Annotated in this window: 22 protein-coding genes; 4 read left to right on the plus strand and 18 right to left on the minus strand. The window is 73.0% G+C overall.

Translation table 11 applies throughout. The features are described 5' to 3' along the window. Positions 1–530: 530 nt before the first annotated feature. The 9 genes from MOX02_RS13260 to MOX02_RS13300 form a co-directional block, all read right to left on the minus strand. Positions 531–1,508: an aliphatic sulfonate ABC transporter substrate-binding protein gene (locus MOX02_RS13260; RefSeq protein WP_147026267.1), complete on the minus strand. Its 978-nt coding sequence runs from the start codon at positions 1,506–1,508 to the stop codon at positions 531–533. A gap of 4 nt (positions 1,509–1,512) precedes the next feature. Next, positions 1,513–2,487, minus strand: a complete 975-nt coding sequence (locus MOX02_RS13265; RefSeq protein WP_147026268.1) for a sulfonate ABC transporter substrate-binding protein — start codon at positions 2,485–2,487, stop codon at positions 1,513–1,515. Between the two features lie 30 nt (positions 2,488–2,517). Then, positions 2,518–3,693, minus strand: coding sequence for an FMNH2-dependent alkanesulfonate monooxygenase (gene ssuD / locus MOX02_RS13270; protein WP_147026269.1), 1,176 nt, complete (start codon positions 3,691–3,693; stop codon positions 2,518–2,520). Between the two features lie 34 nt (positions 3,694–3,727). After that, entirely contained in the window at positions 3,728–4,549 is an 822-nt protein-coding gene (locus MOX02_RS13275; RefSeq protein WP_147026270.1) for an ATP-binding cassette domain-containing protein, read from the minus strand. 37 nt (positions 4,550–4,586) lie between these two features. After that, the gene (gene ssuC, locus MOX02_RS13280; RefSeq protein WP_147026271.1) at positions 4,587–5,411 is read right to left on the minus strand and encodes an aliphatic sulfonate ABC transporter permease SsuC; all 825 of its coding nucleotides are present in this window, start codon (positions 5,409–5,411) and stop codon (positions 4,587–4,589) included. A gap of 17 nt (positions 5,412–5,428) precedes the next feature. After that, positions 5,429–6,412 carry an aliphatic sulfonate ABC transporter substrate-binding protein gene (locus tag MOX02_RS13285; RefSeq protein WP_147026272.1) on the minus strand — a complete coding sequence of 328 codons (984 nt, stop codon included), beginning with the start codon at positions 6,410–6,412 and terminating at the stop codon, positions 5,429–5,431. 12 nt (positions 6,413–6,424) lie between these two features. Then, positions 6,425–6,991 carry an FMN reductase gene (gene msuE, locus MOX02_RS13290; RefSeq protein ID WP_147026273.1) on the minus strand — a complete coding sequence of 189 codons (567 nt, stop codon included), beginning with the start codon at positions 6,989–6,991 and terminating at the stop codon, positions 6,425–6,427. Positions 6,992–7,367: 376 nt separating this feature from the next. Beyond that, positions 7,368–8,846: a protein adenylyltransferase SelO gene (locus tag MOX02_RS13295; RefSeq protein ID WP_147026274.1), complete on the minus strand. Its 1,479-nt coding sequence runs from the start codon at positions 8,844–8,846 to the stop codon at positions 7,368–7,370. Positions 8,847–8,963: 117 nt separating this feature from the next. Then, positions 8,964–10,142, minus strand: a complete 1,179-nt coding sequence (locus tag MOX02_RS13300; protein ID WP_147026275.1) for a hypothetical protein — start codon at positions 10,140–10,142, stop codon at positions 8,964–8,966. A 120-nt stretch (positions 10,143–10,262) separates the two neighbouring features. On the opposite strand from MOX02_RS13300, the gene MOX02_RS13305 reads away from it, so the two are divergent. From MOX02_RS13305 to MOX02_RS13320, 4 genes are all read left to right on the plus strand, one after another. After that, positions 10,263–10,871, plus strand: coding sequence for an NnrU family protein (locus MOX02_RS13305; RefSeq protein ID WP_147026276.1), 609 nt, complete (start codon positions 10,263–10,265; stop codon positions 10,869–10,871). 123 nt (positions 10,872–10,994) lie between these two features. Beyond that, positions 10,995–11,705, plus strand: coding sequence for a tetratricopeptide repeat protein (locus tag MOX02_RS13310; protein ID WP_147026277.1), 711 nt, complete (start codon positions 10,995–10,997; stop codon positions 11,703–11,705). A 132-nt stretch (positions 11,706–11,837) separates the two neighbouring features. After that, positions 11,838–13,187: a ribosome biogenesis GTPase Der gene (gene der / locus MOX02_RS13315; RefSeq protein WP_147026278.1), complete on the plus strand. Its 1,350-nt coding sequence runs from the start codon at positions 11,838–11,840 to the stop codon at positions 13,185–13,187. 168 nt (positions 13,188–13,355) lie between these two features. Further along, positions 13,356–14,282, plus strand: coding sequence for a sulfite exporter TauE/SafE family protein (locus MOX02_RS13320; RefSeq protein WP_147026279.1), 927 nt, complete (start codon positions 13,356–13,358; stop codon positions 14,280–14,282). Positions 14,283–14,288: 6 nt separating this feature from the next. Here the strand turns inward: MOX02_RS13320 and MOX02_RS13325 are convergent, their stop codons facing one another. The 9 genes from MOX02_RS13325 to alr form a co-directional block, all read right to left on the minus strand. Next, entirely contained in the window at positions 14,289–15,419 is a 1,131-nt protein-coding gene (locus tag MOX02_RS13325; RefSeq protein WP_147026280.1) for a carboxylate-amine ligase, read from the minus strand. 83 nt (positions 15,420–15,502) lie between these two features. Further along, the gene (locus MOX02_RS13330) at positions 15,503–15,925 is read right to left on the minus strand and encodes a type II toxin-antitoxin system VapC family toxin (protein WP_147026281.1); all 423 of its coding nucleotides are present in this window, start codon (positions 15,923–15,925) and stop codon (positions 15,503–15,505) included. Continuing rightward, positions 15,922–16,176, minus strand: coding sequence for a type II toxin-antitoxin system Phd/YefM family antitoxin (locus MOX02_RS13335; RefSeq protein WP_147026282.1), 255 nt, complete (start codon positions 16,174–16,176; stop codon positions 15,922–15,924). The genes MOX02_RS13330 and MOX02_RS13335 overlap by 4 nt, the downstream gene beginning before the upstream one ends. A gap of 45 nt (positions 16,177–16,221) precedes the next feature. Next, positions 16,222–16,632, minus strand: coding sequence for a dihydrofolate reductase (locus tag MOX02_RS13340; RefSeq protein WP_147026283.1), 411 nt, complete (start codon positions 16,630–16,632; stop codon positions 16,222–16,224). A gap of 56 nt (positions 16,633–16,688) precedes the next feature. Beyond that, complete coding sequence (locus MOX02_RS13345) at positions 16,689–17,441, minus strand: SDR family NAD(P)-dependent oxidoreductase (protein ID WP_147026284.1); 753 nt, start codon at positions 17,439–17,441, stop codon at positions 16,689–16,691. Positions 17,442–17,463: 22 nt separating this feature from the next. Continuing rightward, the gene (purF, locus tag MOX02_RS13350; RefSeq protein WP_147026285.1) at positions 17,464–18,954 is read right to left on the minus strand and encodes an amidophosphoribosyltransferase; all 1,491 of its coding nucleotides are present in this window, start codon (positions 18,952–18,954) and stop codon (positions 17,464–17,466) included. A gap of 183 nt (positions 18,955–19,137) precedes the next feature. Next, positions 19,138–19,761: a CvpA family protein gene (locus tag MOX02_RS13355; protein WP_147026286.1), complete on the minus strand. Its 624-nt coding sequence runs from the start codon at positions 19,759–19,761 to the stop codon at positions 19,138–19,140. Positions 19,762–19,898: 137 nt separating this feature from the next. Next, a complete protein-coding gene (radA, locus tag MOX02_RS13360; RefSeq protein WP_147026287.1) occupies positions 19,899–21,329 on the minus strand; it encodes a DNA repair protein RadA in 1,431 nt (476 codons plus the stop codon). Positions 21,330–21,382: 53 nt separating this feature from the next. Then, on the minus strand, positions 21,383–22,435 hold the full coding sequence (gene alr, locus MOX02_RS13365) for an alanine racemase (protein ID WP_238179318.1): 1,053 nt from the start codon (positions 22,433–22,435) through the stop codon (positions 21,383–21,385). Positions 22,436–22,461: the final 26 nt, after the last annotated feature.

Consider the following 22,461-nt stretch of genomic DNA (forward strand, 5'->3'; position numbering starts at 1 on the left):
CCCCGGCTGGCACCGCAGCGGACGTTGGCATAGGCGTTCTCCCTCTTGGGAATTAGTATTGATGGGTCTTTGCTCGGCCGGTGGCTCGGACGCCGGTGCGAAGCATTCAACTGCCGGTACGAGCCACGGAGGCATGCGATTCAGGGGCAGCGGGTATGCATTATTTGGTATGCCAGAACCCCTGGCAAGCAGAATAATTCCGGCCAAGCCATCAATCCAGAGGGATTAAACGGGCATCCGGAACGTGAGTGCCGAATCCGCCGGATTTGGCCGCCTCGAACGTCCTTCGCGTGCAACGGGAAAAACCCGGTCGGCGGCAGGCCGGGACCGGGTCGCGTGCGGTTTCGGACGGATTGCGAGGCCGCGGATCGCACCCCCTCCGAGGGGGCGCGGAGCGGGCGCGACGGACGACGCGACACGGGGCGGAGGCTCGCCGACCCTGCCGGCGCGGCCGGCGCGCGCTCCGGCCTGCGGATGAGAGCGCGGGCCGCGCCGACGCCGCCGGCCGGATCATGCCGCCTTGGCGGCCCTCAGCGCGTCGGAGGCTCCCAGACGGCCAGCGCGGAGGTGTCGACCGGCCGCGGCAGAAGACCCTCGGCGCGGAACGCATCGGCAATTTTCTGCTGCTCGCCGAGGCCGTCGCGGGTGACCGGCTCGACACGGTAGCTGCGGCGCTCGTTGGCCTGCCGCACCGCCGCGGCGTCGACCTTCCAGAGCCGGGAGAGCTGCTCGGCGGCCGTGTCGGGGTTGGCCTTCACCCAGGTCCCCGTCTCGCGCAGCCTGCCGAACAGCACCGCCAGCACGTCCGGGCGCTTCGCCGCGTAGTCGTCGGCGGCGAGGTAGTAGCGCTTGTAGGCGGACAGCCCCGTCCCGTCGCGCAGGATGCGCGCGCCGGCCTGCAGCTGGGCCGCGGACAGGAACGGGTCCCAGGCGACCCAGGCGTCGACGCTGCCGCCGGCGAGCGCGCTGCGCCCGTCGGCCGGCGTCAGGTAGGCCGGGCTGATGCTCTTGAAGGACAGGCCCTCGCCCGCGAGCGCCGCCAGCAGCAGGTAGTGGCTGCCCGCGCCCTTGGTGACCGCGACCTTGCGGCCCTTCAGGTCCGCGACCGAGCGGATGGGTGAATCGCCCGCCACGAGGATCGCCTGCGCGGCCGGCGAGGGGGCTTCCTGCGCGAAGTAGGTGATCCGGGCCTGGGCGCCCTGCGCGAAGACCGGGACCGTGTCGGCCACGTCCGCCGAGACGTCGATCTGCCCGACGTTCAGCGCCTCCATGATCGGCAGGCCGCTCGTGAACTCGTGCCAGGAGACCGCGACGTCGAGCGGCGCCAGCGCCGTCTCGAGCGCGCCGTTTTGCCGGAGCAGCGCGATCAGGGTCGAGGAGCGCTGGTAGCCGACCCGAAGCGTCGCGCGCTCCGCCGCGGTCGCGGGGTGGGCTCCGGCGAGGAGGGCGAGGCCGCCGGCGGCGAGGCCCGCCAGCGAGCGGCGGCTGAGGCGGTGATCGAGGGTCATCGTCTCAGCTCCCGGACTTGTGCACGGCGTCGGCGACGCTGATCGCCTTCGGGATCAGGCCGAGGGCGCGGAAGGTGTCGGCGATGCGCTGCTGCTCGGCGATCACGCCTGGGTCGAGCGGCCGGACGCCGTAGCCCTGCCGCGCGAGCGCCGTGGCCAGGATGGGCGCCGGGATGCCGACGGAGGGCGCGAGTTCGCGGGCGGCCGCCTCGGTGTTGGCCTTCGCCCAGGAATCCACCTCCGCGATGGCGGCCGTGATGATTTCGAGGGCGGGCCCCTGCCGGGCCGCGAAGTCCCGCGCCGCGAGGTAGAACTGGTGGTTCGCGACGAGGCCGGTGCCGTCGCTGAGGGTGCGGGCGCCGGTCCCGGCCTCGGCCGCGGCGAGGAAGGGGTCCCAGATCACCCAGGCGTCGACGGCGCCGCGCTCGAAGGCGGCCCGCGCGTCGGCCGGCGCGAGGTAGACCTGCGTGATGTCGGAGAGCGTCAGCCCGGCCTTCTCCAGGGCGCGCACCAGCAGGTAATGCACGTTCGAGCCGCGGTTCAGGGCGACCTTCCTGCCCTGCAGATCCGCCACGTTCCGGATCGGGCTCTCCTTCGGCACGAGGATGGCCTCGCCGCGGGGCGCGGGCGGCTCGTGGGCGACATAGGTGAGGCGGTCGCTCGCGGCCTGGGCGAAGATCGGGGGCGTCTCGCCCGCCGTGCCGAAGTCGATGGCCCCCGCATTCAGCGCCTCGAGCAGCGGCGGCCCGGAGGGGAATTCCGACCATGTCACGCGGTAGCCGAGGGCGGCGAGCTTCGGCTCCAGCGTGCCGCGCCCCTTGAGGAGCACGAGCGTCCCGTACTTCTGGTAGCCGATGCGCACCACCGCCTCCTGCGCCCGCGCGGCGAGGGGGGCGAGGGGAAGCAGGGAGGCGAGGGCGAGGCTCGCGAGGGCGAGCGCGGCGCGGCGGCGGAGCCCGGCGCGGGCGTGGGCGGACATGGCGTTCTCCTGGCGGATCGGGGAGGGCGGTCAGTGCGCGGCGATGCGCCGGCCCGGCACGATGTCGTTGGCGATGACCTCGCCGAACGGGCCGTTGTTGCGCCCCGTGCTGGGCGGCGCGCCGGTCGTCGCCCGCAGGGGGAGCTTGGGGAAGACGAGCTCCGCGAAGCGGTAGGCCTCCTCCAGGTGCGGGTAGCCGGAGAGGATGAACCGGTCGATGCCGAGGTCGATGTACTCCTTCATCCGGTCGGCGACCTGGTCGGCCGAGCCGACGAGGGCGGTGCCCGCCCCGCCCCGGACGAGGCCGACGCCGGCCCAGAGGTTCGGCGAGACGACGAGCTTCGAGCGGTCGCCGCCGTGGAGCTGCGTCATCCGGCTCTGGCCGACCGAGTCCATCCGGTTCAGGGTGGCCTGCGCCTGCGCGATGGTGGCGTCGTCGAGGCGCGAGATCAGGCGCTCGGCCTCGGCCCAGGCCTCCGCCTCGGTCTCGCGCACGATCACGTGGAGCCGGATGCCGAACGAGAAGGTCTTGCCGCGCCGGTCCGCCGCCTCGCGGGCGCGGGCGAGCTTCTCGGCGACGCCCGCGGGCGGCTCGCCCCAGGTCAGGTAGACGTCGCAATGGTCGGCCGCGACCTCGATGCCGGCCGGCGAGGAGCCGCCGAAATAGAGCGGCGGGTGAGGCTTCTGCACGGGCGGGAAGATCACGCGGCCCGCCTCGGCGCGCAGGTGCCGCCCCTCGAACGAGACCGTCTCCCCGGAGAGCAGGCCGCGCCAGACGTGCAGGAACTCGTCCGTGACCGCGTAGCGCGTGTCGTGGTCGAGAAAGATGCCGTCGCCCTTCAGCTCGACGGGGTCGCCGCCGGTGACGACGTTGATGAGGAGGCGGCCGTCCGAGAGGCGGTCGAGCGTCGCGGCCATGCGGGCGGAGACGGAGGGCTGCTGCAGGCCGGGGCGGACGGCCACGAGGAAGCGCAGGCGCCGGGTCAGCGGCGCGAGCGCCGAGGCGACCACCCAGGAATCCTCGCAGGAGCGCCCGGTCGGCAGCAGCACGCCGAAATAGCCGAGATCGTCGGCGGCCTGCGCGACCTGGCGCAGGTAGTTCAGCGAGACGTCGCGCGCGCCCTCCGCCGCGCCGAGGTAGCGCCCGTCGCCGTGGGTCGGCAGGAACCAGAGGACGTCGGTCTTGCCGTCTGTCTGTGCGGTCATGGAACTCTCCGGATGGGGTTTCAGCCGGGGCCGGTCAGGCCTGCGCGGCGAGGAGCCTGTCGAGGATGCGGCCTTCCAGCGCCGCGAGATCGGGATCGCCCCGCCGCCGCGGGCGCGGTACGTCCACGGCGACGTCGAGGGAGACGGCGCCCTCCTCGACGACGAGGATGCGGTCGGCCATCGCCACCGCCTCGCCGACGTCGTGGGTGACGAGGATCGCGGTGAAGCCCTGGTCCTGCCAGATCCGCTCGATCATCGCCTGCATCTCGATCCGGGTGAGGGCGTCGAGGGCGCCCAGCGGCTCGTCGAGGGCGAGCAGCGCCGGCCGGCTCACCAGGGCGCGGGCAAGCGCGACCCGCTGGCGCTGCCCGCCCGAGAGCGTCGCCGGCCAGTCGCCCGCCTTCGCCGCGAGCCCGACCTCGGCGAGGACGGAGGCGGCCCGCTCCCGCCGCGCGGCGCGGCTGCCCTCGCGGCCGAGCCCGACCGCCACGTTGTCGACGACGCGGGCCCAGGGCAGCAGGCGCGGCTCCTGGAACATGATCCGGCGGGTGGCGCCGTCCGCGCGCCCGGCGCCGTCCAGGGCGATGCGGCCCTCGCTCGGCGCCTCGAGCCCGAGCACGAGGCGGAGCAGGGTGCTCTTGCCGCAGCCCGAGCGGCCGACCACGGCCACGAACTGGCCGGCCGGAATGTGCAGGTCGAGGCCGCGGATGACGGGCTCGCCCCCGTCGAACGCCTTGACGAGGCGCCGCGCCGTGACGGCGAGGCCGCGCCGGGGCGCCGTCCGCACGGGTTCGAGGCTTACCCGCGCGCGGTCCGCGCCGACGGTCTCCCGGAAGCTGAGAGCAGAAGCGGTCATGGTGTCCTGTCGGGCTTGGGGGCGGAAGGGCGGCCGCTCAGACGTTGCGGTAGGCCGGGTTCCAGGCGAGGCAGGTGCGCTCCAGGAGCCGGGTCAGGCTGTCGGCGACCTTGCCGAGGCCGGCGTAGATCAGGATCGCCAGGACCACGACGTCCACGAGCATGAACTCGCGCGCCTGCATCGCCATGTAGCCGAGCCCGGAGGTGGCCGAGATGGTCTCGGCGACGATCAGCGTCAGCCACATGATCCCGAGCCCGTAGCGCAGGCCGACGAAGATCGACGGCAGCGCGCCCGGCAGCACCACCCGCCAGAACAGGGTGCGCCGGTCCATGCCGTAGACGCGGCCCATCTCGATGAGCTGCGGGTCGACCGAGCGGATGCCGTGCAGGGTGTTGGCGTAGATCGGGAAGAACACGCCGAGCGCCACGAGGAACAGCTTCGCGCCCTCGTCGATGCCGAACCAGAGGATCACCAGCGGGATCAGCGACAGGTGGGGCACGTTGCGCACCATCTGCAGCGTCGTGTCGGTGAGCGCCTCCGATAGGCGCGACAGGCCGTTGATTAGGCCGAGGGAGAGGCCGATCCCGCCGCCGATCAGGAAGCCCGCGAGGGCGCGCAGGAAGCTCACCGCGAGGTTCGTCCAGAGCTCGCCCGTCTGCGCGCTCTGCCAACCGGTGCGCGCCACGTCGAGCGGCGCGGGCATGAAGCGGGTCGAGACGAGGCCGAAGGAGGCGGCCGCCTGCCAGCCGACCACCACCGTGACCGGCAGGACCCAGGGCAGCAGCCGCCGCGCGTCGGGCCGGGGGAGGGCGCGCGCGCGCCGCGGAGCGTCCGGGCCGCCTATCGCGAGGGAGTTCGCCATGATCGTGCTCTCTGCTCTCAGCCGTTGCCCGGGGCGCCCGGAGGCGCCCACACGATGTCGGCCACGCGCACGGGGCGCGGCAGCACGCCGATCCCGTGGAAGCGGTCCGCGATGCGCTGCTGCTCCGCCGTCACCTCGGGCGCCATCGGCCCGATCGTGAAGCGGATCCGCCCGACCGCGCGCTGCATGGGCTCGAGGGGCACGCCCGTCGCCCGGGACAGGCTCGCGGCGACGCTGCCGCGGTTTCCCTCGCACCACGTCGCCACCTGCCCCAGCACCGCGACGATCGCCGCGACCGCGGCCGGCTGCGCCTGCGCCACCGCGCGGTTGGCCAGGAAGAAGTTGTTCGTCGGCGTGATCTCGGCGGCCTGGGCGAGGACGCGCACCCCCGCGCCGGCCTCGGCGATCGCGAAGTAGGGGTCCCAGACCGTCCAGGCGTCGACCGAGCCGCGCGAGAAGGCCGCCGCGGCATCGGCCGGGGCGAGGGTGACCGGCTCGATGTCGCGGTAGGTGAGGCCGGCCTTCTCCAGGGCCGCGACGAGGAGATTGTGCGCGCTCGACCCCTTGGCGAAGGCGACGCGCCGGCCCTTGAGGTCGGCGAGCGTGCGGATCTCCGAGCCCGGCGGCAGCAGGATCGCGGAGCCGGAGCCGCCCTTGGGCTGGGCCGCCGCGTAGACGATCCCCGCACCCGCGGCCTGCGCGAAGATCGGCGGCGCGTCGCCCGTCTGCCCGAAGGCGACGGCGCCGAGGCCGAGGGCTTCGAGGAGGGGCGGCCCGTAGGAGAACTCCACCCAGCGGACCTCGAGCCCGAGGGGCTTCAGGGCGGCCTCGACGACGCCCTGATCCTTGGCGACCGCGAGGATGCCGTTCCGCTGGTAGCCGATGCGCAGGACGCTCTCGGTGCCGGCGCGGGCGCCGCGGACGGGCGGCAGCGCGGCCGCCAGCGCCGAGGCGAGCGTCGCCGCGAGGGCGCGGCGTCGGGAGAGGTTCGGCGTGGTCATCGTCGGGCCCTCCTAGCCGGCGGCCGCGACGCGCAGGTCGCGCCGGTCCCGGGCGAGGTCGAGGAGGGCGCCGAGCTCGGCCGCCGCCGCGAGGGCGCGCGCCCGCACCGCCGGATCGGCGATGACGCCGTCGACGATCTCGCGCTCGCCGGCATAGACGGCGGTCGGCACCGTCTGGGCCGCGAAGAAGCCGAAGAGCGGCCGCAGGGCGTGCTCGACCACGAGGGCGTGGCGCGCGCCGCCGCCCGTCGCGGTGAGCACGACCGGCTTGCCGGCGAGGCTCTCCGGCTCGACGAAGTCGAACACGTGCTTGAACAGGCCGCTGTAGGCGCCCTTGTAGACGGGCGTGCCGACGATGAGCGCGTCGGCGCCCTCGATGGCCTCGACGATGCGGGCGGCCGGCAGCGGCAGGGCGGCGCGGTCGAGGGCGCCGACGCCCGGGCCGGCGTCGAGGAGATCGAGCACCCGGACCTCGACCGGCCGCAGCCGCGCCAGCTCGCCCGCCACCGCCTCGACGAGGGCGCGGGTCCGGGAGGGCCGCCGGGTGTTGCCGGAGAAGGCGACGACGCGCAGCGGCATCACCGCACCTCCGGCCGCGACGGGGAAAGGTCGATCGTCTGCATTGTCACCGCGCGCATGCCTCGAAGATTGCGAGTGTCTGTCCGTTCTCTGCCGCGAACGGGCAGCACCGAGCCATCGCCGTCCAGGGTTTCGCCCGGAAGCGTGTGATGTCTCGGATGTTCCGTGATGGTGCTGTGTGCTTCAGTTCTACGATCGAGAACGTGAGAATTATCTCGTTGCTTTCAGGGGTAAGTCAACGATCGAGTTTTGTCTTTTTCGCTGGCGTTCGAGCAGGAAATGTTCTGCGGCCCAGCGTTCGGGAGGTGATTTTCCTTGGCCGCGCGGACCGACGCCCGGGAGGCGCGACAATCCCGTTTCAGGGGCGCGAGGCCGGTCAGGTGCCGCAGAAGGTCCGGTAGCCGACGCCGCCGCTCGCAGGTGCCTCGGCGTAGCGGGCGAGGGCCGGCTGGTCGTCATAGGGACGCGACAGCACGGCCAGGAGCTCGTCGAAGGGGCCGAGATCCTCCCGCTCCACGGCGGCCTCGATCATCGCCTCGACGCGGTGGTTGCGCGGGATGAAGGCGGGGTTGACCGCGCGCATCGCGGCAGCCCGCGCCGCGGAATCCTGCCCGTCCTGCGCCAGCCGCTCGCGCCAGCGCACGGCCCAGCGGTCGAAGGCGGTGGGGTCGACGAACAGGCTGCGCACGGCCTCGTCGGCCCCGGATTCTTCGGCTGCTGCGCAGAGGTTGCGGAAGGTCAGGGTGAAGTCGGCCTGGTTCTCGGCCATCTGGCTCAGGAGATCCTGCGCCAGCGCGGCGTCGCCCTCCCGCGCCTCGCCGAGCCCGAGCTTGCGGGCGAGCCCGCCCCGATAGGCGGCCTCGAAGCGCGGCGCGAAGGCGGCGAGCGCCGCCTCGGCCTCCGCCACGGCCCGCGTCTCGTCCTCGGCGAGGAGCGGCAGCAGCGCCTCGGCGAGGCGGGTGAGGTTCCAGAGGGCGATCTGCGGCTGGTTGGCGTAGGCGTAGCGCCCGCGCTGGTCGATCGAGCTGAAGACGGTTCGCGGGTCGTAGGCGTCCATGAAGGCGCAGGGGCCGTAGTCGATCGTCTCGCCCGCGACCGACATGTTGTCGGTGTTCATCACGCCGTGGATGAAGCCGACGAGCAGCCAGCGCGCGACGAGGTCCGCCTGCCGGCCGGCGACTTCGGCGAGCAAGGCCCGGTAGGGCGCCTCGCTGCCGGCGCAGTCCGGGTAGTGCCGGTCGAGGACGTGGTCGGCGAGGGCGCGCAGGGCCTCGGCGTCGCCGCGGGCCGCGAAGTACTGGAAGGTCCCGACCCGGATGTGGCTCGCCGCGACGCGGGTGATCACCGCGCCGGGCAGCAGGGTCTCGCGCACGACGCGCTCGCCCGTGGCGACCGCGGCCAGAGCGCGGGTCGTCGGGATGCCGAGCGCCGCCATGGCCTCGCTGACGAGGTATTCGCGGAGGACCGGCCCGAGGGCCGCCCGCCCGTCGCCGCGGCGGGAGAACGGCGTCGGGCCCGAGCCCTTGAGCTGGATATCGCGGCGGCGTCCCGCGCCGTCGACCACCTCCCCGAGCAGGATGGCGCGGCCGTCCCCGAGCTGGGGCACGAACTGCCCGAACTGGTGCCCGGCATAGGCCGCGGCGATGGGCTCGGAGCCTTCCGCGACGCGGTTGCCCGCGAGCATCGCGGTGCCCTCCGGGCCCTCCAGCCAGTCCGGGTCGAGGCCGAGCTCGAGCGCCAGCGCCCGGTTCAGGCGCAGGAGCCGCGGCGCCGCGACCGGCGTCGGCGGCACGCGCGCGTAGAAGCGCTGGGGCAGGCGGGCGTAGCTGTTGTCGAACGGGATCGGGGACGCCATGGCCGCACGCGGGTTCCGAGACTGCATCAAGGGGCGAACGGCGAGAGCGCCCTCCGGTTCAAGCGGAAGGCGGCGCGCCGGCCCGATTCCCGGTGCATCCTGCCGCGGCGCGCGCCCTCAGGGCCAGACCTTGATCGCCACCGGGCGGCGGATCAGGTCGCGGTCCGAGGTGACGGTGCAGCCCTCCGTGCGCAGGGTCGCGTAGGTGAGGAGGGCGGTGTCGCCCACGTCGTCGAAGTTGCGGCCCTTCGCCCCCGGGTCGAGGAGCGACGGGTAGGCGATGAGGCCACCCGCCGTCCCGCAGGGGTCGTCGTAGAGCGTCGCCCCGGCCAGGAGCAGCCGCGGCCTGTCCCAGGCGAGGAGATCGCGCGAGGTCGTCCAGTAGAAGCCGGATTGCTTGAAGTCGCCGCCGGCCTTGGCCATGAACACGGCGATGAAGGCGCCGGTGCCGCGGTGGCGCACCACGGCGCCGACCGGGGCGGGGAAGGGGGCTACGGGCCGGCAGGTGTCGGCGAGCTTGACGGGCCTGCGGTAGGGATCCGGGAAGGCGGCCGTGAAGCCCGAGCCGGTCCAGGCCCGCCAGCTCGATGGGTCGGCGGGCGTGGCCGTGCGGAACAGGCAGACGCCGCCCTCCTGGTCGCTGCCCGGCCGGTCCCAGCCGGTGGTCGAGGCCAGCATGTAGCGCCAGGGCCCGTCCGCCAGGATGTTCGAGGGGTTGAAGAAGCCCCGGTGCCGGCCCTGGTCGACCTCCTGCCGGAAGGGCGCGGCCGCGACGACGGCGGGCGGGCTAGCGCGCAGGAAGCTGCGCCCGCCGTCCGTCGAGGCCGCCGCCGTGATCGTGTTGTACCAGCAGGCCATGTAGGTGCCGGCTGGGCAGCGGCCCGGATGCTCGTTGCCCTGGTACTCGTGGTGCAGGAGGGCGGCCACCGCCCGCCCGTCCTCGGTCCAGGTCGCCGTGATCCACGAGCGGTCGTCGTGGAGCGCGGGGTCGGATTTCTCGCCCGAATCGAGCACCACCGCGCAGTCGAGCTTGAGATGGTCGAGGTCCGGCCCGCGCAGGGCGCGGTTGCGGTAGTGCATGCCGAAGACGGCCACGGCGCCGCCCGCCTCGCGGAAGGCGCGGGCCGGCGCGTCCGGCACGTCGGCCCCGTCGCAGGCGTCGCGCCCCGCCTTGAAGATCACGCCCGGCGGGCCGACCGGGGTCAGGCTGGAGAGCGGCGGCTCCGGCGCCGCGCCGGCCGGGCCGGCGAGCGTCGAGAGGGCCGCGAGGGCGGCGAGGAAGGGGCGGCGCGTCATCGGGTCGGCCTGGACAAGCGGATCAGGTTCGGCTGAGAACCGTTACGATGAGCTTGACCGGTTCTCCCGCGGCCGGCGCCCTCCACAACCCGCATTCGACGCCCGGCGAGAGCTGACCCCATGACCATCCTGATCCTCGGCCTCGTGCTCTTCCTCGGCACGCACGGCTTCTCGATGGCGCGGGGCAAGCGCGCCGAGCTCATCGGCCGCTACGGCGAGAAGCGCTACAAGCTCGCCTACACGCTGCTCTCGCTCGCGGGCCTGGTGCTGATCGGCGTCGGCTTCCACGCGTACCGGGCCGCGGGCTACATCCCGGTCTGGAATCCGCCGGTCTGGACGCGGCACCTCTCCGTCCTCCTCACGCTCTTCGCCTTCATCGCGCTCGCCTCGACCTACCTGCCGGGCCACATCCGCGCGCGGGCCAAGCACCCGATGCTGCTCGCCGTGAAGATCTGGGCGACCGCCCACCTCCTCGCCAACGGCGACCTCGGCTCGATCCTCCTGTTCGGCGGCTTCCTGGCCTGGGCGGTGATGGCCCGCATCAGCGCGAAGCGCCGCGCGCTCACGGCCGGGCAGGTCGCGGCCCAGCACGGCGGCGAGGCGGCGAGGCCCGCGGGCTGGCGCAACGACGCCATCGCGGTCGCCGTCGGCGTCGCGGTCTGGTTCGTGTTCGGGCGCTACCTCCACTACCCGCTCATCGGCGTCTACGCCTGGCCGGGCATGGCCTGAGGCGCTCCGGCCGCGCGGGCGGCGGCCGTCACGTGACGGTCGCCAAGCCGCGAGGTCTGTGCTAGGCGCGGGCGCTCACGAACAGCGAGGCGGCCAGCCCAGAAGGGCCCGGCCTGAGAGATCATGGCCGAAAACAACGAGTTCTTCCGCGAGGTCAACGAGGATTACCGTCGTGACCAGGTCGCGCAGATCTGGCGCCGCTACAGCGGCGTGATCATCGCGCTGGCGGTGCTCGTCGTGGCCTCGGTCGGCGGCTGGCGCTACTGGCAGAGCGCGCAGCGCTCCGCCGCGGAGGCCGCCTCCGAGCAGTTCGACACGGCCAACCGCCTCGCCCGCGAGGGCAAGGCGGAGGAGGCCGACAAGATCTTCACGGGCCTGGAGAAGGACGGGCCCGCGGGCTATCGGCTCCTCGCGCAGTTCCGCTCCGCCGTCGAGGCGGCCAAGCGCGACCCCGCCAAGGGCGCGGCCGAGTTCGACGCCATCGCCGGAGACACGGGCGTGGGCGACGGCCTGCGCGAACTGGCGCGCCTGCGCTCGGCCCTGATCCGCCTCGACCTGCCAGACCCGGCCCCGGCGCTCGCGAGCCTGCAGAGCCTCGCAGCTGGCAGCCCCTTCCGCCACACCGCCCGCGAGATGCTCGGCCTCGTCGCGCTCAAGCGCGGCCAGTACGAGGAGGCGGGCCGCTGGTTCGACCAGCTCGCCACCGACCCCGAGACGCCGCAGAACCTGCGCCAGCGCATCGAGGTCTACGCTGCCCTCGTCGCGGGCGGCCCGGTCACCGTCACCGAGGCGAAGCCGGAGCCCGCCGCGCCGCCCCCGCCGATCACCCGCTGAGCGAACCGGCTGGCCGCCCGGCCGTTGGTTCGGGGCGGATTCCTCCTGAAACTTCAGACCGCTCGCGCATTGCCGGGAGCGGCCCGGCGGGCCCCGATCGGCCCGGCCGCGCAACGGACGAGACCCACACCCATGGACCTGCCGACCGTCGCCATCGTCGGACGGCCGAATGTCGGCAAGTCGACCCTGTTCAACCGCCTCGTGGGCAAGAAGCTCGCCCTGGTGGACGACCGCCCCGGCGTCACTCGCGACCGGCGCGAGGGCGACGTGAACTTCGGCGGCCTCCTCTTCCGCATCATCGACACGGCCGGGCTCGAGGAGGCCGATGCCGGCTCGCTCCTCGGGCGCATGCGCGCGCAGACCGAGGCCGCGATCCTCGAGGCTGACGTCGTGCTCTTCGTCATCGACGCGCGGGCGGGCGTGCTGCCCGCCGACCAGCCCTTCGCCGAGATGGTGCGGCGCGCGGGCTGCCCCGTCATCCTCATCGCCAACAAGGCGGAGGGCGGCGTCGGCCTCAGCGGCGCCTACGAGGCGTTCTCCCTCGGCCTCGGTGACCCGATCCCGTTCTCGGCCGAGCACGGCGAGGGCATCGGCGAGCTGCACGACGCCCTCGGCGAGGCGCTGCCGAAGCCGGACGCGGACGACGACGAGGACGCGGAGGATCCGGCCGGGCGCGCCCTCAAGGTCGCCATCGTCGGCCGCCCGAACGCCGGCAAGTCGACGCTGATCAACCGGATGCTGGGCGAGGATCGCCTGCTCGTCGGGCCCGAGGCCGGCATCACCCGCGACTCGATCTCCCTCGACTGGGAGTGGCGCGGCCGCCGGATCAAGCTGCACGACACCGCCGGCATGCGCCGGCGCGCCCGCATCGACGACAAGCTGGAGAAGCTCGCGGTCTCGGACGGCCTGCGGGCCGTGCGCTTCGCCGAGGTGGTGGTGGTGCTCCTCGACGCCACGATCCCGTTCGAGAAGCAGGACCTGACCATCGTCGACCTCGTGGAGAGCGAGGGCCGCGCCGTGGTGATCGGCCTCAACAAGTGGGACCTCGTCGCCGACCAGCCGGGCCTGCTCAAGACCCTGCGGGAGGATTGCACTCGCCTGCTGCCCCAGGTCCGGGGCGTCGCCGTGGTGCCGCTCTCGGGGCTCGCCGGCGAGGGAATCGACCGATTGATGAAGGCGGTCACCGAGGCCGCCGAGGTCTGGAGCCGGCGCGTCTCCACAGCGCGTATCAACGACTGGCTGAGCGAGGCGACGAGCCGCAACCCGCCGCCCGCCGTCTCGGGCCGGCGCATCAAGATCCGTTACGCCACGCAGGTGAAGAGCCGCCCGCCGCACTTCGCCCTGTTCGGCAACCAGCTCGACGCCCTGCCGAAATCCTACACGCGCTACCTCGTCAACGGCCTGCGCGAGGCCTTCGACCTGCCCGGCACGCCGATCCGGCTCTCGCTGCGGACCTCGAAGAACCCCTTCGACAAGGGCTGATCCGGCGCCTTGCCCGCCGGCCCGTCGAGCGTCGGAGACATCTTCTCTTCCGGCGAGCTAGAGTAAAATCTTCTCCTCAGCGCGACGAAATTATCGAAAAACGCACCGCTTGCTTTGTCCGAGAGGGGCTTTATCTCCCGCTGCCGACGAACGGCGAGCAGCAGGACCATGGCCCAGACCACTCTCGCGCCCGCCGCGGCGCCCGGCAGCCGCGCCGAACTCGGGGCCGGCCCGTTCCGCCTGATCCTCATCGGCCTCCTCGTCGCCGCCTGCGCGGCCGCCGCCTTCCTCGTCCACGGCTACGCGGGCGGCAGCTGGAGCACGGCCCTCGCCGCGGTCGGCGAGATGGTGAGCAGCCGCGGGTTCTGGATCGCGGTGGCGGTCGGCCTGTTCGCGCAGGTGGTCGACGGGGCGCTGGGCATGGCCTACGGCGTCACCTCGACGAGCTTCCTGCTCTCCACCGGCGTGCCGCCGGCGGCGGCCTCAGCCTCGGTCCACATCGCCGAGATCTTCACCACCGGCTTCTCCGGCCTCTCGCACTGGCGCCTCGGCAACGTCGACAAGGCCCTGTTCAAGCGCCTCCTGATCCCCGGCATGATCGGCGCGGTGACCGGCGCCTACCTCGTGACCTCGATCGACGGCGACGTGCTGCGCCCCTGGATCACCGGCTACCTGCTGGTCATGGGCCTCTACATCCTGGTGAAGGCGTTCCGGACGATCCGGCTGCGCACCGAGCCGCCGACCTATCTCGGCCCGCTCGCGCTGACCGGCGGCTTCGTCGACGCGGTGGGCGGCGGCGGCTGGGGCCCGGTGGTGACGACGTCGCTCGTCGGGGGCGGGCAGGACCCGCGCACCACGATCGGCTCGGTCAATGCCGCCGAGTTCTTCCTCGCGGTGACGAGCGGCGTCTCCTTCACGCTGTTCGGGGCCTTCACGCATGTCTCGATCATCGCCGGGCTGATCATCGGCGGGCTGTTCGCTGCCCCGCTCGCCGCGCTGCTGGTGCGGGCCCTGCCGGCGAAGGCGCTGATGGTGACGGTGGGGCTGCTGATCGTGGCCCTCAGCGCCTTCAACCTCGTGACGCTGCTCGCCTGAGCAGGCTCAGGCGGCCTCGCCGCGCGCCGTGCGGGCGAGCCAGTCGACCACCGCGTCGAGGGCTTGGCGGTTGGTGAGGCCGGCCTCCCGCGCGCCCTCGAAGGCCGCGATCTGGCCGTCGGCGCTCGTGCCCTCCCGCGCGATGCGGCGGGCGTTCCCCACCTCCTCGGTGCAGCCCAGCGCCTCGGCATCCTCGGCGATAAGATCGAGGAGCCCGTCGAGCGCCTCCGCGTAGGGCAGCGCCCGCTCGCTCGCCTCGTCGATCATCTCCGCGTCGGTGCCGCTGCGCTGCGCCCGCCACAGGTTCTCGTCGGCCAGCGCCCGCGAGACCCCGTCGAGCCGGGCGTTCAGCTCGGGGCGGCGTACGACGAGGCGCACGAGGCAGCGGAACAGGGCGGCGATGGTCAGCGCATCCTCCAGCCGCGTGCAGGAATCGGCGATGCGCAGCTCCAGCGTCGGGAACTTGATGGAGGGCCGCAGCGACCACCACAGGAAGCTCGCGTCCTGGATCGAGCCCGCCTTCGTCATGATGCGGACGTAGCGCTCGTAGTCGGCCGGGCTCGGGAAGAGCTCCGGCAGGCCGGTGCGCGGCAACTCCCCGAAGGCGCTGAGCCGGTAGGCGGTGAGCCCGGTCGGCTTGCCCTGCCAGAACGGCGATGAGGCCGAGAGCGCGAACAGGATCGGCTGGAACGGCAGCAGCCGGTTCATGAGGTGGACGCGAGCGTCGGGGTCCGGCACCTCGACGTGCACGTGCATGCCGCAGATCAGGCTGCGGCGCCCGGCCAGGCCCACGTCGCGCAGGATGCCGCGGTAGCGGTCGCCCTTCGTCGGCAGTTGCCGAGCCCAGTCGGCGACCGGGTGGGTGCCGGCGGCGAAGACGAGGAGTTCGTGCCGCGCACCGATCTCGGCGAGCGCCGCCCGCTGGCGCCCGAGCACCGCGCGGGCCTGCGCGAACTCGGTGGAGGGCGGCGTGCAGACCTCGACCTGGCACTGGAGGAGTTCGCGCCCGATCTCGGGCAGCGCCTCGGCGGCCTCGGTGTGGAACGGCTTCACCGAGCGGCGCGGCGTGCCGCGGGTCTCGGCGTCGGCCAGAAAATACTCTTCCTCGATGCCGAACCGGTAGGCGTGGGGACTCATCGCATCGTCCGTCGAGACAGGGCCGATGGATGTAGGGCGCGCCGCCGCGGCGTCGGCGCGCCGTCCCCACCTTTTTCGCCGCCTCAGGCCGGCGCGACCGCGATGCCGAGTGCCGTCGCGCAGCCCGCCATCTTGAGATCGAAGGTCATCAGCGCCGCGCCGGCCCGGCGGCACAGGGCGAGGTTCAGGGCATCGGGCGTGCGCAGGGTGAGGTCGAGGCGCCGAAGATAGGTCCCGGCCTCCGCGACGTCCGCCGTCGTGGTGGCGGCATGCTCCGCGACCATGGCTACCCAGGTGTCGAGATGCGCGAACGCCGCCCGCGCCGCCGCCGCGTCGAGATCTCCGGTTCGCATCCGCCGGCCGATCGCGGAGGCGAACTCCGCCATCGCGAAGTCGCTGACCAGGACGAACGGCTCTTCCCGCGCCAAGTAGGTCTCGGCGCGCGTCGTCAGGGCGTCGAGCGTGAACAAGGCGACGAGGACGCTCGCGTCGAGATAGACCTTCACCGCTCCGGGTCTTCGTCGCGCAGGACGCTCACGAGCTTGCCCGCGTCCGTGGCGGCGGGCGCGCCGGCCGGGCGGCGCTCGCGCAGCCAGGCGAGGTCTGCCTTCGAGACGGGACGCGCCGTCTCGCGGATCGGCCGCAGCTCCGCGATGGGCCTGCCCTCGCGCGTGATCACCACGCCCTCGCCGGCGAGCGCGCGGTCGATCAGGTCGGACAGGCGCTTCTCCGCCTCGGCGATGCTGTGCTGGCTCATAGCCCGCGAAGTATCCGCCCGCGGGTGCCGCGGAGTCCAGACGTCTCAGGCGCCGCGCAGCGGTCCGCCCACCAGCCAGGCCGGGTCGAACCAGCGGTCGGCCTCGCCGTCGTAGGGCAGGCGGGTGATGTCCCAGTGCTGGATGTACTTCGCGTAGACGTTCCAGACCGCGATGCCGCCGCCCACGAAGATGCGCCGGCCGGGATAGCGCCGCAGCACCGCCTCCGGGTCCTCGTGCGAGCGGATCACGTCGATGGTGCGGTCCTTGAAGGCGAATTCGGGCACCGAGGCCACCGTCTTCGGGCCCGCGATGAGCACGTGGCCCATGGTGAGCGCGAAGAAGCGCGTCACGTCCTCGACGAAGAGCGGGTCGGTGTTGCCCTCCCAGGGCAGGTGCCCGTTGAGGCCGAGTTGCCCGCGCTGGCCGATGGCGCAGATGCAGCGAACGTCGATCATGTCCGGTCGGTCCCTCCCTGCCGCGTCCTGGTGAACCCGCGCCGGCGCCCCGCGGTTCAGGCGGGCATCTGCGGCGTCAGCACGCTGTCGGACGGGAAATCGTAGATCTTGCCCGTCTCCGTCCAGTCCGGATGCGCGAGGCGCACGAAGTGGGGGGCGAGATCCTCCGGCGTGCGCAGGGTGTCCGGGTTCTCGCCGGGCATCGCCGAGCGGCGCATGGCCGTGCGCAGAGGGCCGGGATTGACGAGCATGGCCCGGATGCCCGTGGTCTCGTTCTCGGCCGCGTAGGTGCGCACCAACGCGTCGAGGGCGGCCTTGGAGACGGCGTAGGGACCCCAGTAGGCCCGGCACTTGGTGGCGGCGCCCGAGGTCACGAAGATGGCGCGGCCCGCGTCCGACATCCGCAGCAGCGGGTCGAAGGAGCGCAGCAGGCGCCAGTTCGCCGTGACGTTGACGTCCATCACCTGCTGCCAGGTCTTGGGCGGGATATGGCCCAGCGGCATCAGGCTCCCGAGAATGCCTGCGTTGCCGACGAGGATGTCGAGGCGCTTCCAGCGCTCGTTGATGGCCGCGCCGAGGCGGTCGATCGCGTCGTAGTCGGTGAGGTTCAGCGGCACCAGCGTGGCGCCGGAGCCGGCCTCGCGGATCGCGTCGTCGAGCTCCTCGAGCGCGCCCTGCGTGCGGGCGACCGCGATGACGTGGGCGCCGGCGCCCGCGAGCGCGAGGGCGGCGGCGCGGCCGATGCCGCGCGAGGCGCCGGTCACGACGGCGATGCGTCCGTCGAGCGGGCGCGTCGGAGATGGGCTCATGGTCGGCTCGCGCTGAAGGGGGTCAGTCCGCCTCGGCCAGCATCGCGAGCCGCTTCGGCCCGGTGATGGCGAGGTCGGTCAGCCCGGTCGGGTAGTCGCCGGTGAAGCAATGGTCGGTGTATTGCGGGCAGTCGTTGTCGCGGCGCTCCTCGCCCATCGCCCGGTAGAGCCCGTCGATCGAGAGGAAGGCCAGCGAGTCCGCGCCGATATACCGGCGCATGCCCTCGAGGTCGTGGGTGGCGGCGAGCAGCTTCTCGCGCTCGGGCGTGTCGATGCCGTAGAAGTCCGGGTAGGTGATCGGCGGCGAGGCGATGCGGAAATGCACCGCCTTGGCGCCGGCCTCGCGCATCATGCGCACGATCTTCACCGAGGTCGTGCCGCGCACGAGGCTGTCGTCCACGAGGACGATGCTCTTGCCCTCGATCGCGGCCCGGTTGGCGGAGTGCTTCATGCGCACGCCGAGCTCGCGCACCGACTGCGTCGGCTGGATGAAGGTGCGGCCCACGTAGTGGTTGCGGATGATGCCCATCTCGAAGGGCAGGCCGGTCTCCTGCGCGAAGCCGAGCGCCGCGGGCACGCCCGAATCGGGCACCGGCACCACCACGTCGGCGGGCGCGGCCGCCTCGCGGGCGAGCTCGATGCCGATGTTCTTGCGCACCGCGTAGACGCTCTTGCCGTTCACGACCGAGTCGGGGCGGGCGAAGTAGATGTACTCGAAGATGCAGGGCCGCATCGGCCGCTTCTCGGCGAAGCGGATCGACTCGATGCCCTCCTCGGAGATCACCACGATCTCGCCGTTCTCGATGTCGCGCACGAAGCGCGCGCCGATGATGTCGAGGGCGCAGGTCTCGGACGCCAGGATGTAGCGGCCGTCGAGCTCGCCCAGCACCAGCGGGCGGATGCCCATCGGGTCGCGGGCGCCGATCAGCTTCTTGTTCGTGAGCGCCACCAGGGCGTAGGCGCCCTCGATCTGGCGGAGCGCGTCGATGAAGCGCTCGATGATCCGGGGTGACCGGGAGCGGGCGGCGAGGTGCAGGATCACCTCCGTGTCGGAGGTCGACTGGGTGATGGCGCCGTCGCGCACGAGGTCGCGCCGGATCGAGAGGGCGTTCGTCAGGTTGCCGTTGTGCGCGACCGCGAGGCCGCCGCCCGCGAGCTCGGCGAAGAGCGGCTGCACGTTGCGCAGGATGGTGCCGCCGGTGGTCGAGTAGCGCACGTGGCCGATGGCGGAGCGGCCTTCCAGGCGCTCGATCGTGGAGCGGTCCGAGAACGAGTCGCCGACGAGGCCGGGGCGACGCTCCGAGTGGAAGATCTCCCCGTCGAACGAGACGATGCCCGCCGCCTCCTGGCCGCGGTGCTGGAGGGCGTGCAGCCCGAGGGCGACGACGGCCGAGGCGTCGGGGTGGCCGAAGATGCCGAAGACGCCGCATTCCTCGCGCAGCGTATCGCCATCGCGGTCGAGCCCGTCGACGACACCGGAAGGGTGGCGGGCGGGCGCGGTGCGGTCTGACATGCTGGTGGTGATCCCTCGTTGCCGCCGGCGCCGCATGCGGGTGCGCGCCTCCGGAGGCTCAACGCGAACGCTGCGGCCCGGGCAAGTGCCCTAGGCCGGCATCGTCAAGAGACCGTTATCTAGTCAGCGTTTGCGGCGCAACCAAGCCGCGCGACTCGCCGCGCGGCCTGCGCGGCGAGCAGGTCAGCGCCGCGGCGCGGGCGTGGCTGCGGGCGGGTTGCCGGCGTCCGAGCGGCGCTGGGCGGGCGCGTCGGTCTCGGCGGGGGCGTCGACCGGCTCGTTCGGCGGCGTCTCGATCTTCGGCTTCTTGAACTGCTTGAGGTAGCTCTCCGGGTTGTCGGGGAGCTGCGCCACGAGCGCGTCGCCGGATTTCTCGAGCATGGGCCGCGTCTTGGCCTGGGCCGCCCATTCCGGAACCTTGCCCTGCACGAGCCAGGACAGGAACACCCAGCCGATCACGCAGATCAGGAAGCCCCGGGCCGCGCCGAACAGGAAGCCGAGGGAGCGGTCGACGGCGCCGATGCGCGAATCGAGCACCACGTCCGAGATCTTCACGGTGATGATCGAGACCACGATCAGGGTGCCGAGGAAGATCGCGGCGATCGAGGCGACGAGGGCGACGGTGTCGCTCGTCACGTGCTGCTTCACCGTGGGCAGGAGGAGCGGGTAGAACGACCACGCCACGGCGGCCGCCGCCACCCAGGCGATGATCGCCAGCACCTCGCGGGTGACGCCGCGAACGGCCGCGAGCAGCGCGGAAATCACGACGATTCCGAGGACGACGAGATCGAGAACGGAGAACGGCATCGCGTCCTGTAAGCTACTCGGGGAGATGCGCGAGCATCGCCGGATTATTGCGGCCCCCCGGACCGCCGCTCCTCTATACCGCGCAGAACCTCGGCCGTCACCCTGGCTCGCTCAGTATGCCGGCCTCCCGGCCCCTCTCAGTCGTCCTCGGCGTAGCGGCCGCGGCCCCTGTCCGACCCGGCGCGGCGCGGGGCGCCGGCGGCGATGCCGGAGACGAGGTCGGCGATGTGGCGCAGGGCCTCGGTCGACAGGGCCCGCTCCCCCGTCTCGCCCCGCGCCTCGGGGGTGAGCGCCTTGGCGAAGCCGAGCTTCTGCGCCTCCTTCAGCCGGGCGGTGGCCTGCGCCACGGGGCGGATCGCCCCCGACAGGCCGATCTCGCCGAAATAGACGCTCTCGTGCGGGAGCACGGCGCCCGAGAGCGAGGAGACGAGGGCGGCCGCCACCGCGAGGTCGGCGGCCGGCTCGCTGATGCGCAGGCCGCCCGCGACGTTCAGGTAGACGTCGTGCGTGCCGAGCCGGATGCCGCCGTGGGCCTCCAGCACCGCGAGCACCATCGAGAGGCGGTTCGGGTCCCAGCCGACCACGGCGCGCCGCGGCATGCCGAGGGCGGAGGGGGCCACCAGCGCCTGGATCTCCACGAGGAGCGGGCGGGTGCCCTCCATGCCGGCGAAGACGGCGGTGCCGGGCGCCGCGTGGTCGCGGGAGGCGAGGAACAGGGCGGAGGGGTTCGGCACCTCGGCGAGGCCGCCGTCCGTCATCTCGAACACGCCGATCTCGTCGGTGGGGCCGAAGCGGTTCTTGACGGCGCGCAGGATGCGGAAATGGTGGCCTTGGTCGCCCTCGAAGGAGGCCACCGCATCGACCATGTGCTCGACGACGCGCGGGCCCGCGATCTGCCCGTCCTTGGTGACGTGGCCGACGAGGATCACGGCCGTGCCCGTGGTCTTGGCGAAGCGGATCAGGGCCTGGGCGGAGGAGCGCACCTGCGTGACGGTGCCGGGCGCCGATTCCACCGTCTCGGTCCACATGGTCTGGATCGAATCGATGATCGCGAGCGCGGGCGGGCGCCCCTGCGAGAGCGTCTCGACGATGTCCTCGACGTTGGTCTCGGCCGCGAGCTCGACCGGGTGCGAGGCGAGGCCGAGCCGCTCGGCCCGCAGCCGCACCTGCCCCACCGCCTCCTCGCCCGAGATGTAGGCGACGCGCTCACCCTTCGCGGCCATCGCGGCGGAGGCCTGCATCAGGAGCGTCGACTTGCCGATGCCGGGGTCGCCGCCCAGCAGGATCACCGAGCCCCGCACGAAGCCGCCGCCCGTCACCCGGTCGAGCTCGGCGATGCCCGAGGCGATCCGCGGCGCCTCCTTCGCCTCGCCGGTCAGGCCCTCCAGCGGGAAGACGCGACCGCGCGCCCGCGACGGCCGCGTCGCGGCGGGGCCCGATTGCGGGCCGCCGCCGGGCACCTCCTCGACGATCGTGTTCCAACCGTTGCAGGCCTCGCAGCGCCCGCGCCAGCGGTTGTAGACGGCGCCGCAGGACTGGCAGACGAAGGTCTGTTGGATCTTGGCCATGTCACCGTCGGGTCGGGGCGCCGGGCCGGCCGTGGCGCGGCGGGAGGATCGGGTCAGCCCCCAACATAATGGCGAACATAACGGGAACCTAGCCCCGTCAGGATCTCGTATCCGATCGTGCCGGCGGCGCGGCCGACCGTGTCGATGTCGAGAGCGTCGCCGATCAGCGTCGCGGCGGCGCCCCGGACGGCGCCCGGCGCCTGCGTCGCGTCGACGATGACGAGGTCCATCGAGATCAGGCCGAGGATCGGGCAGGGCACGCCGCCGATCAGGGCGTGGCCCGCGTTGCTCGCCGAGCGCGGGTAGCCGTCGGCGTAGCCGAGCGACAGGGTGGCGAGGCGCCGTCGGTCGGGCGAGGTCCAGCGGCCGTTGTAGCCGACGCTCTCGCCGGGCTCGACGTCGCGGATCTGCGCGACGGCGGCCTCGAGCCGCACGACCGGGCGCATCGGGTTCGCGCGGGCCGGCGTCGGGTTGCCGCCGTAGAGGGCGTAGCCCGGCCGCAGCAGGTCGTGGTGGGCGCTTCGACCCAGGAAGATGCCGGAGGAATTGGCGAGCGAGCCCGCGATGCCGGGGAAGGCGGCGCGGACACGGGCGAAATCGCCGATCTGGCGCGCGTTGACGGGATCGTCCGGGCATTCCGCGCTGACGAGATGCGTCATCAAGAGATCGATCCCGGCGCGGGCCACGGCCGGATCGCCGCCGAGGTCCAGCGCCTCGGGCACGCGCAGGCCGAGCCGGTTCATGCCGGTGTCGACGTGGAGCACCGCGGGCAGGCGCCCCCTCGACACGGACGCCCAGGCCTCGACCTCCTCGCGCGAACCGAGGACCGGCCGCAGCCTCGCCTCCGGATAGATGGCTTCGGTGCCGGGCAGGAGGCCGTTGAGGACCGAGACCCCGGCGTCGGGCAGGAGTGCGCGCAGGCGCAGAGCCTCGTCGAGATGGGCCACGAAGAAGCTGCGGCAGCCGGCCCTCCAGAGGGCGGGCGCGACCGCCGCGAGGCCGCAGCCGTAGGCGTCCGCCTTCACGACGGCGGCGCAGGGCACGCCCGGCGCCTCGGCGCAGAGCCGGCGCCAGTTCGCCGCGATCGCCCCGAGGTCGATCGTCAGCCGGGCGCCGTGGGCGGCGAGGCCGG

The organism is Methylobacterium oxalidis (genome assembly GCF_007992195.1).
Classification (GTDB): Bacteria; Pseudomonadota; Alphaproteobacteria; order Rhizobiales; family Beijerinckiaceae; genus Methylobacterium; species Methylobacterium oxalidis.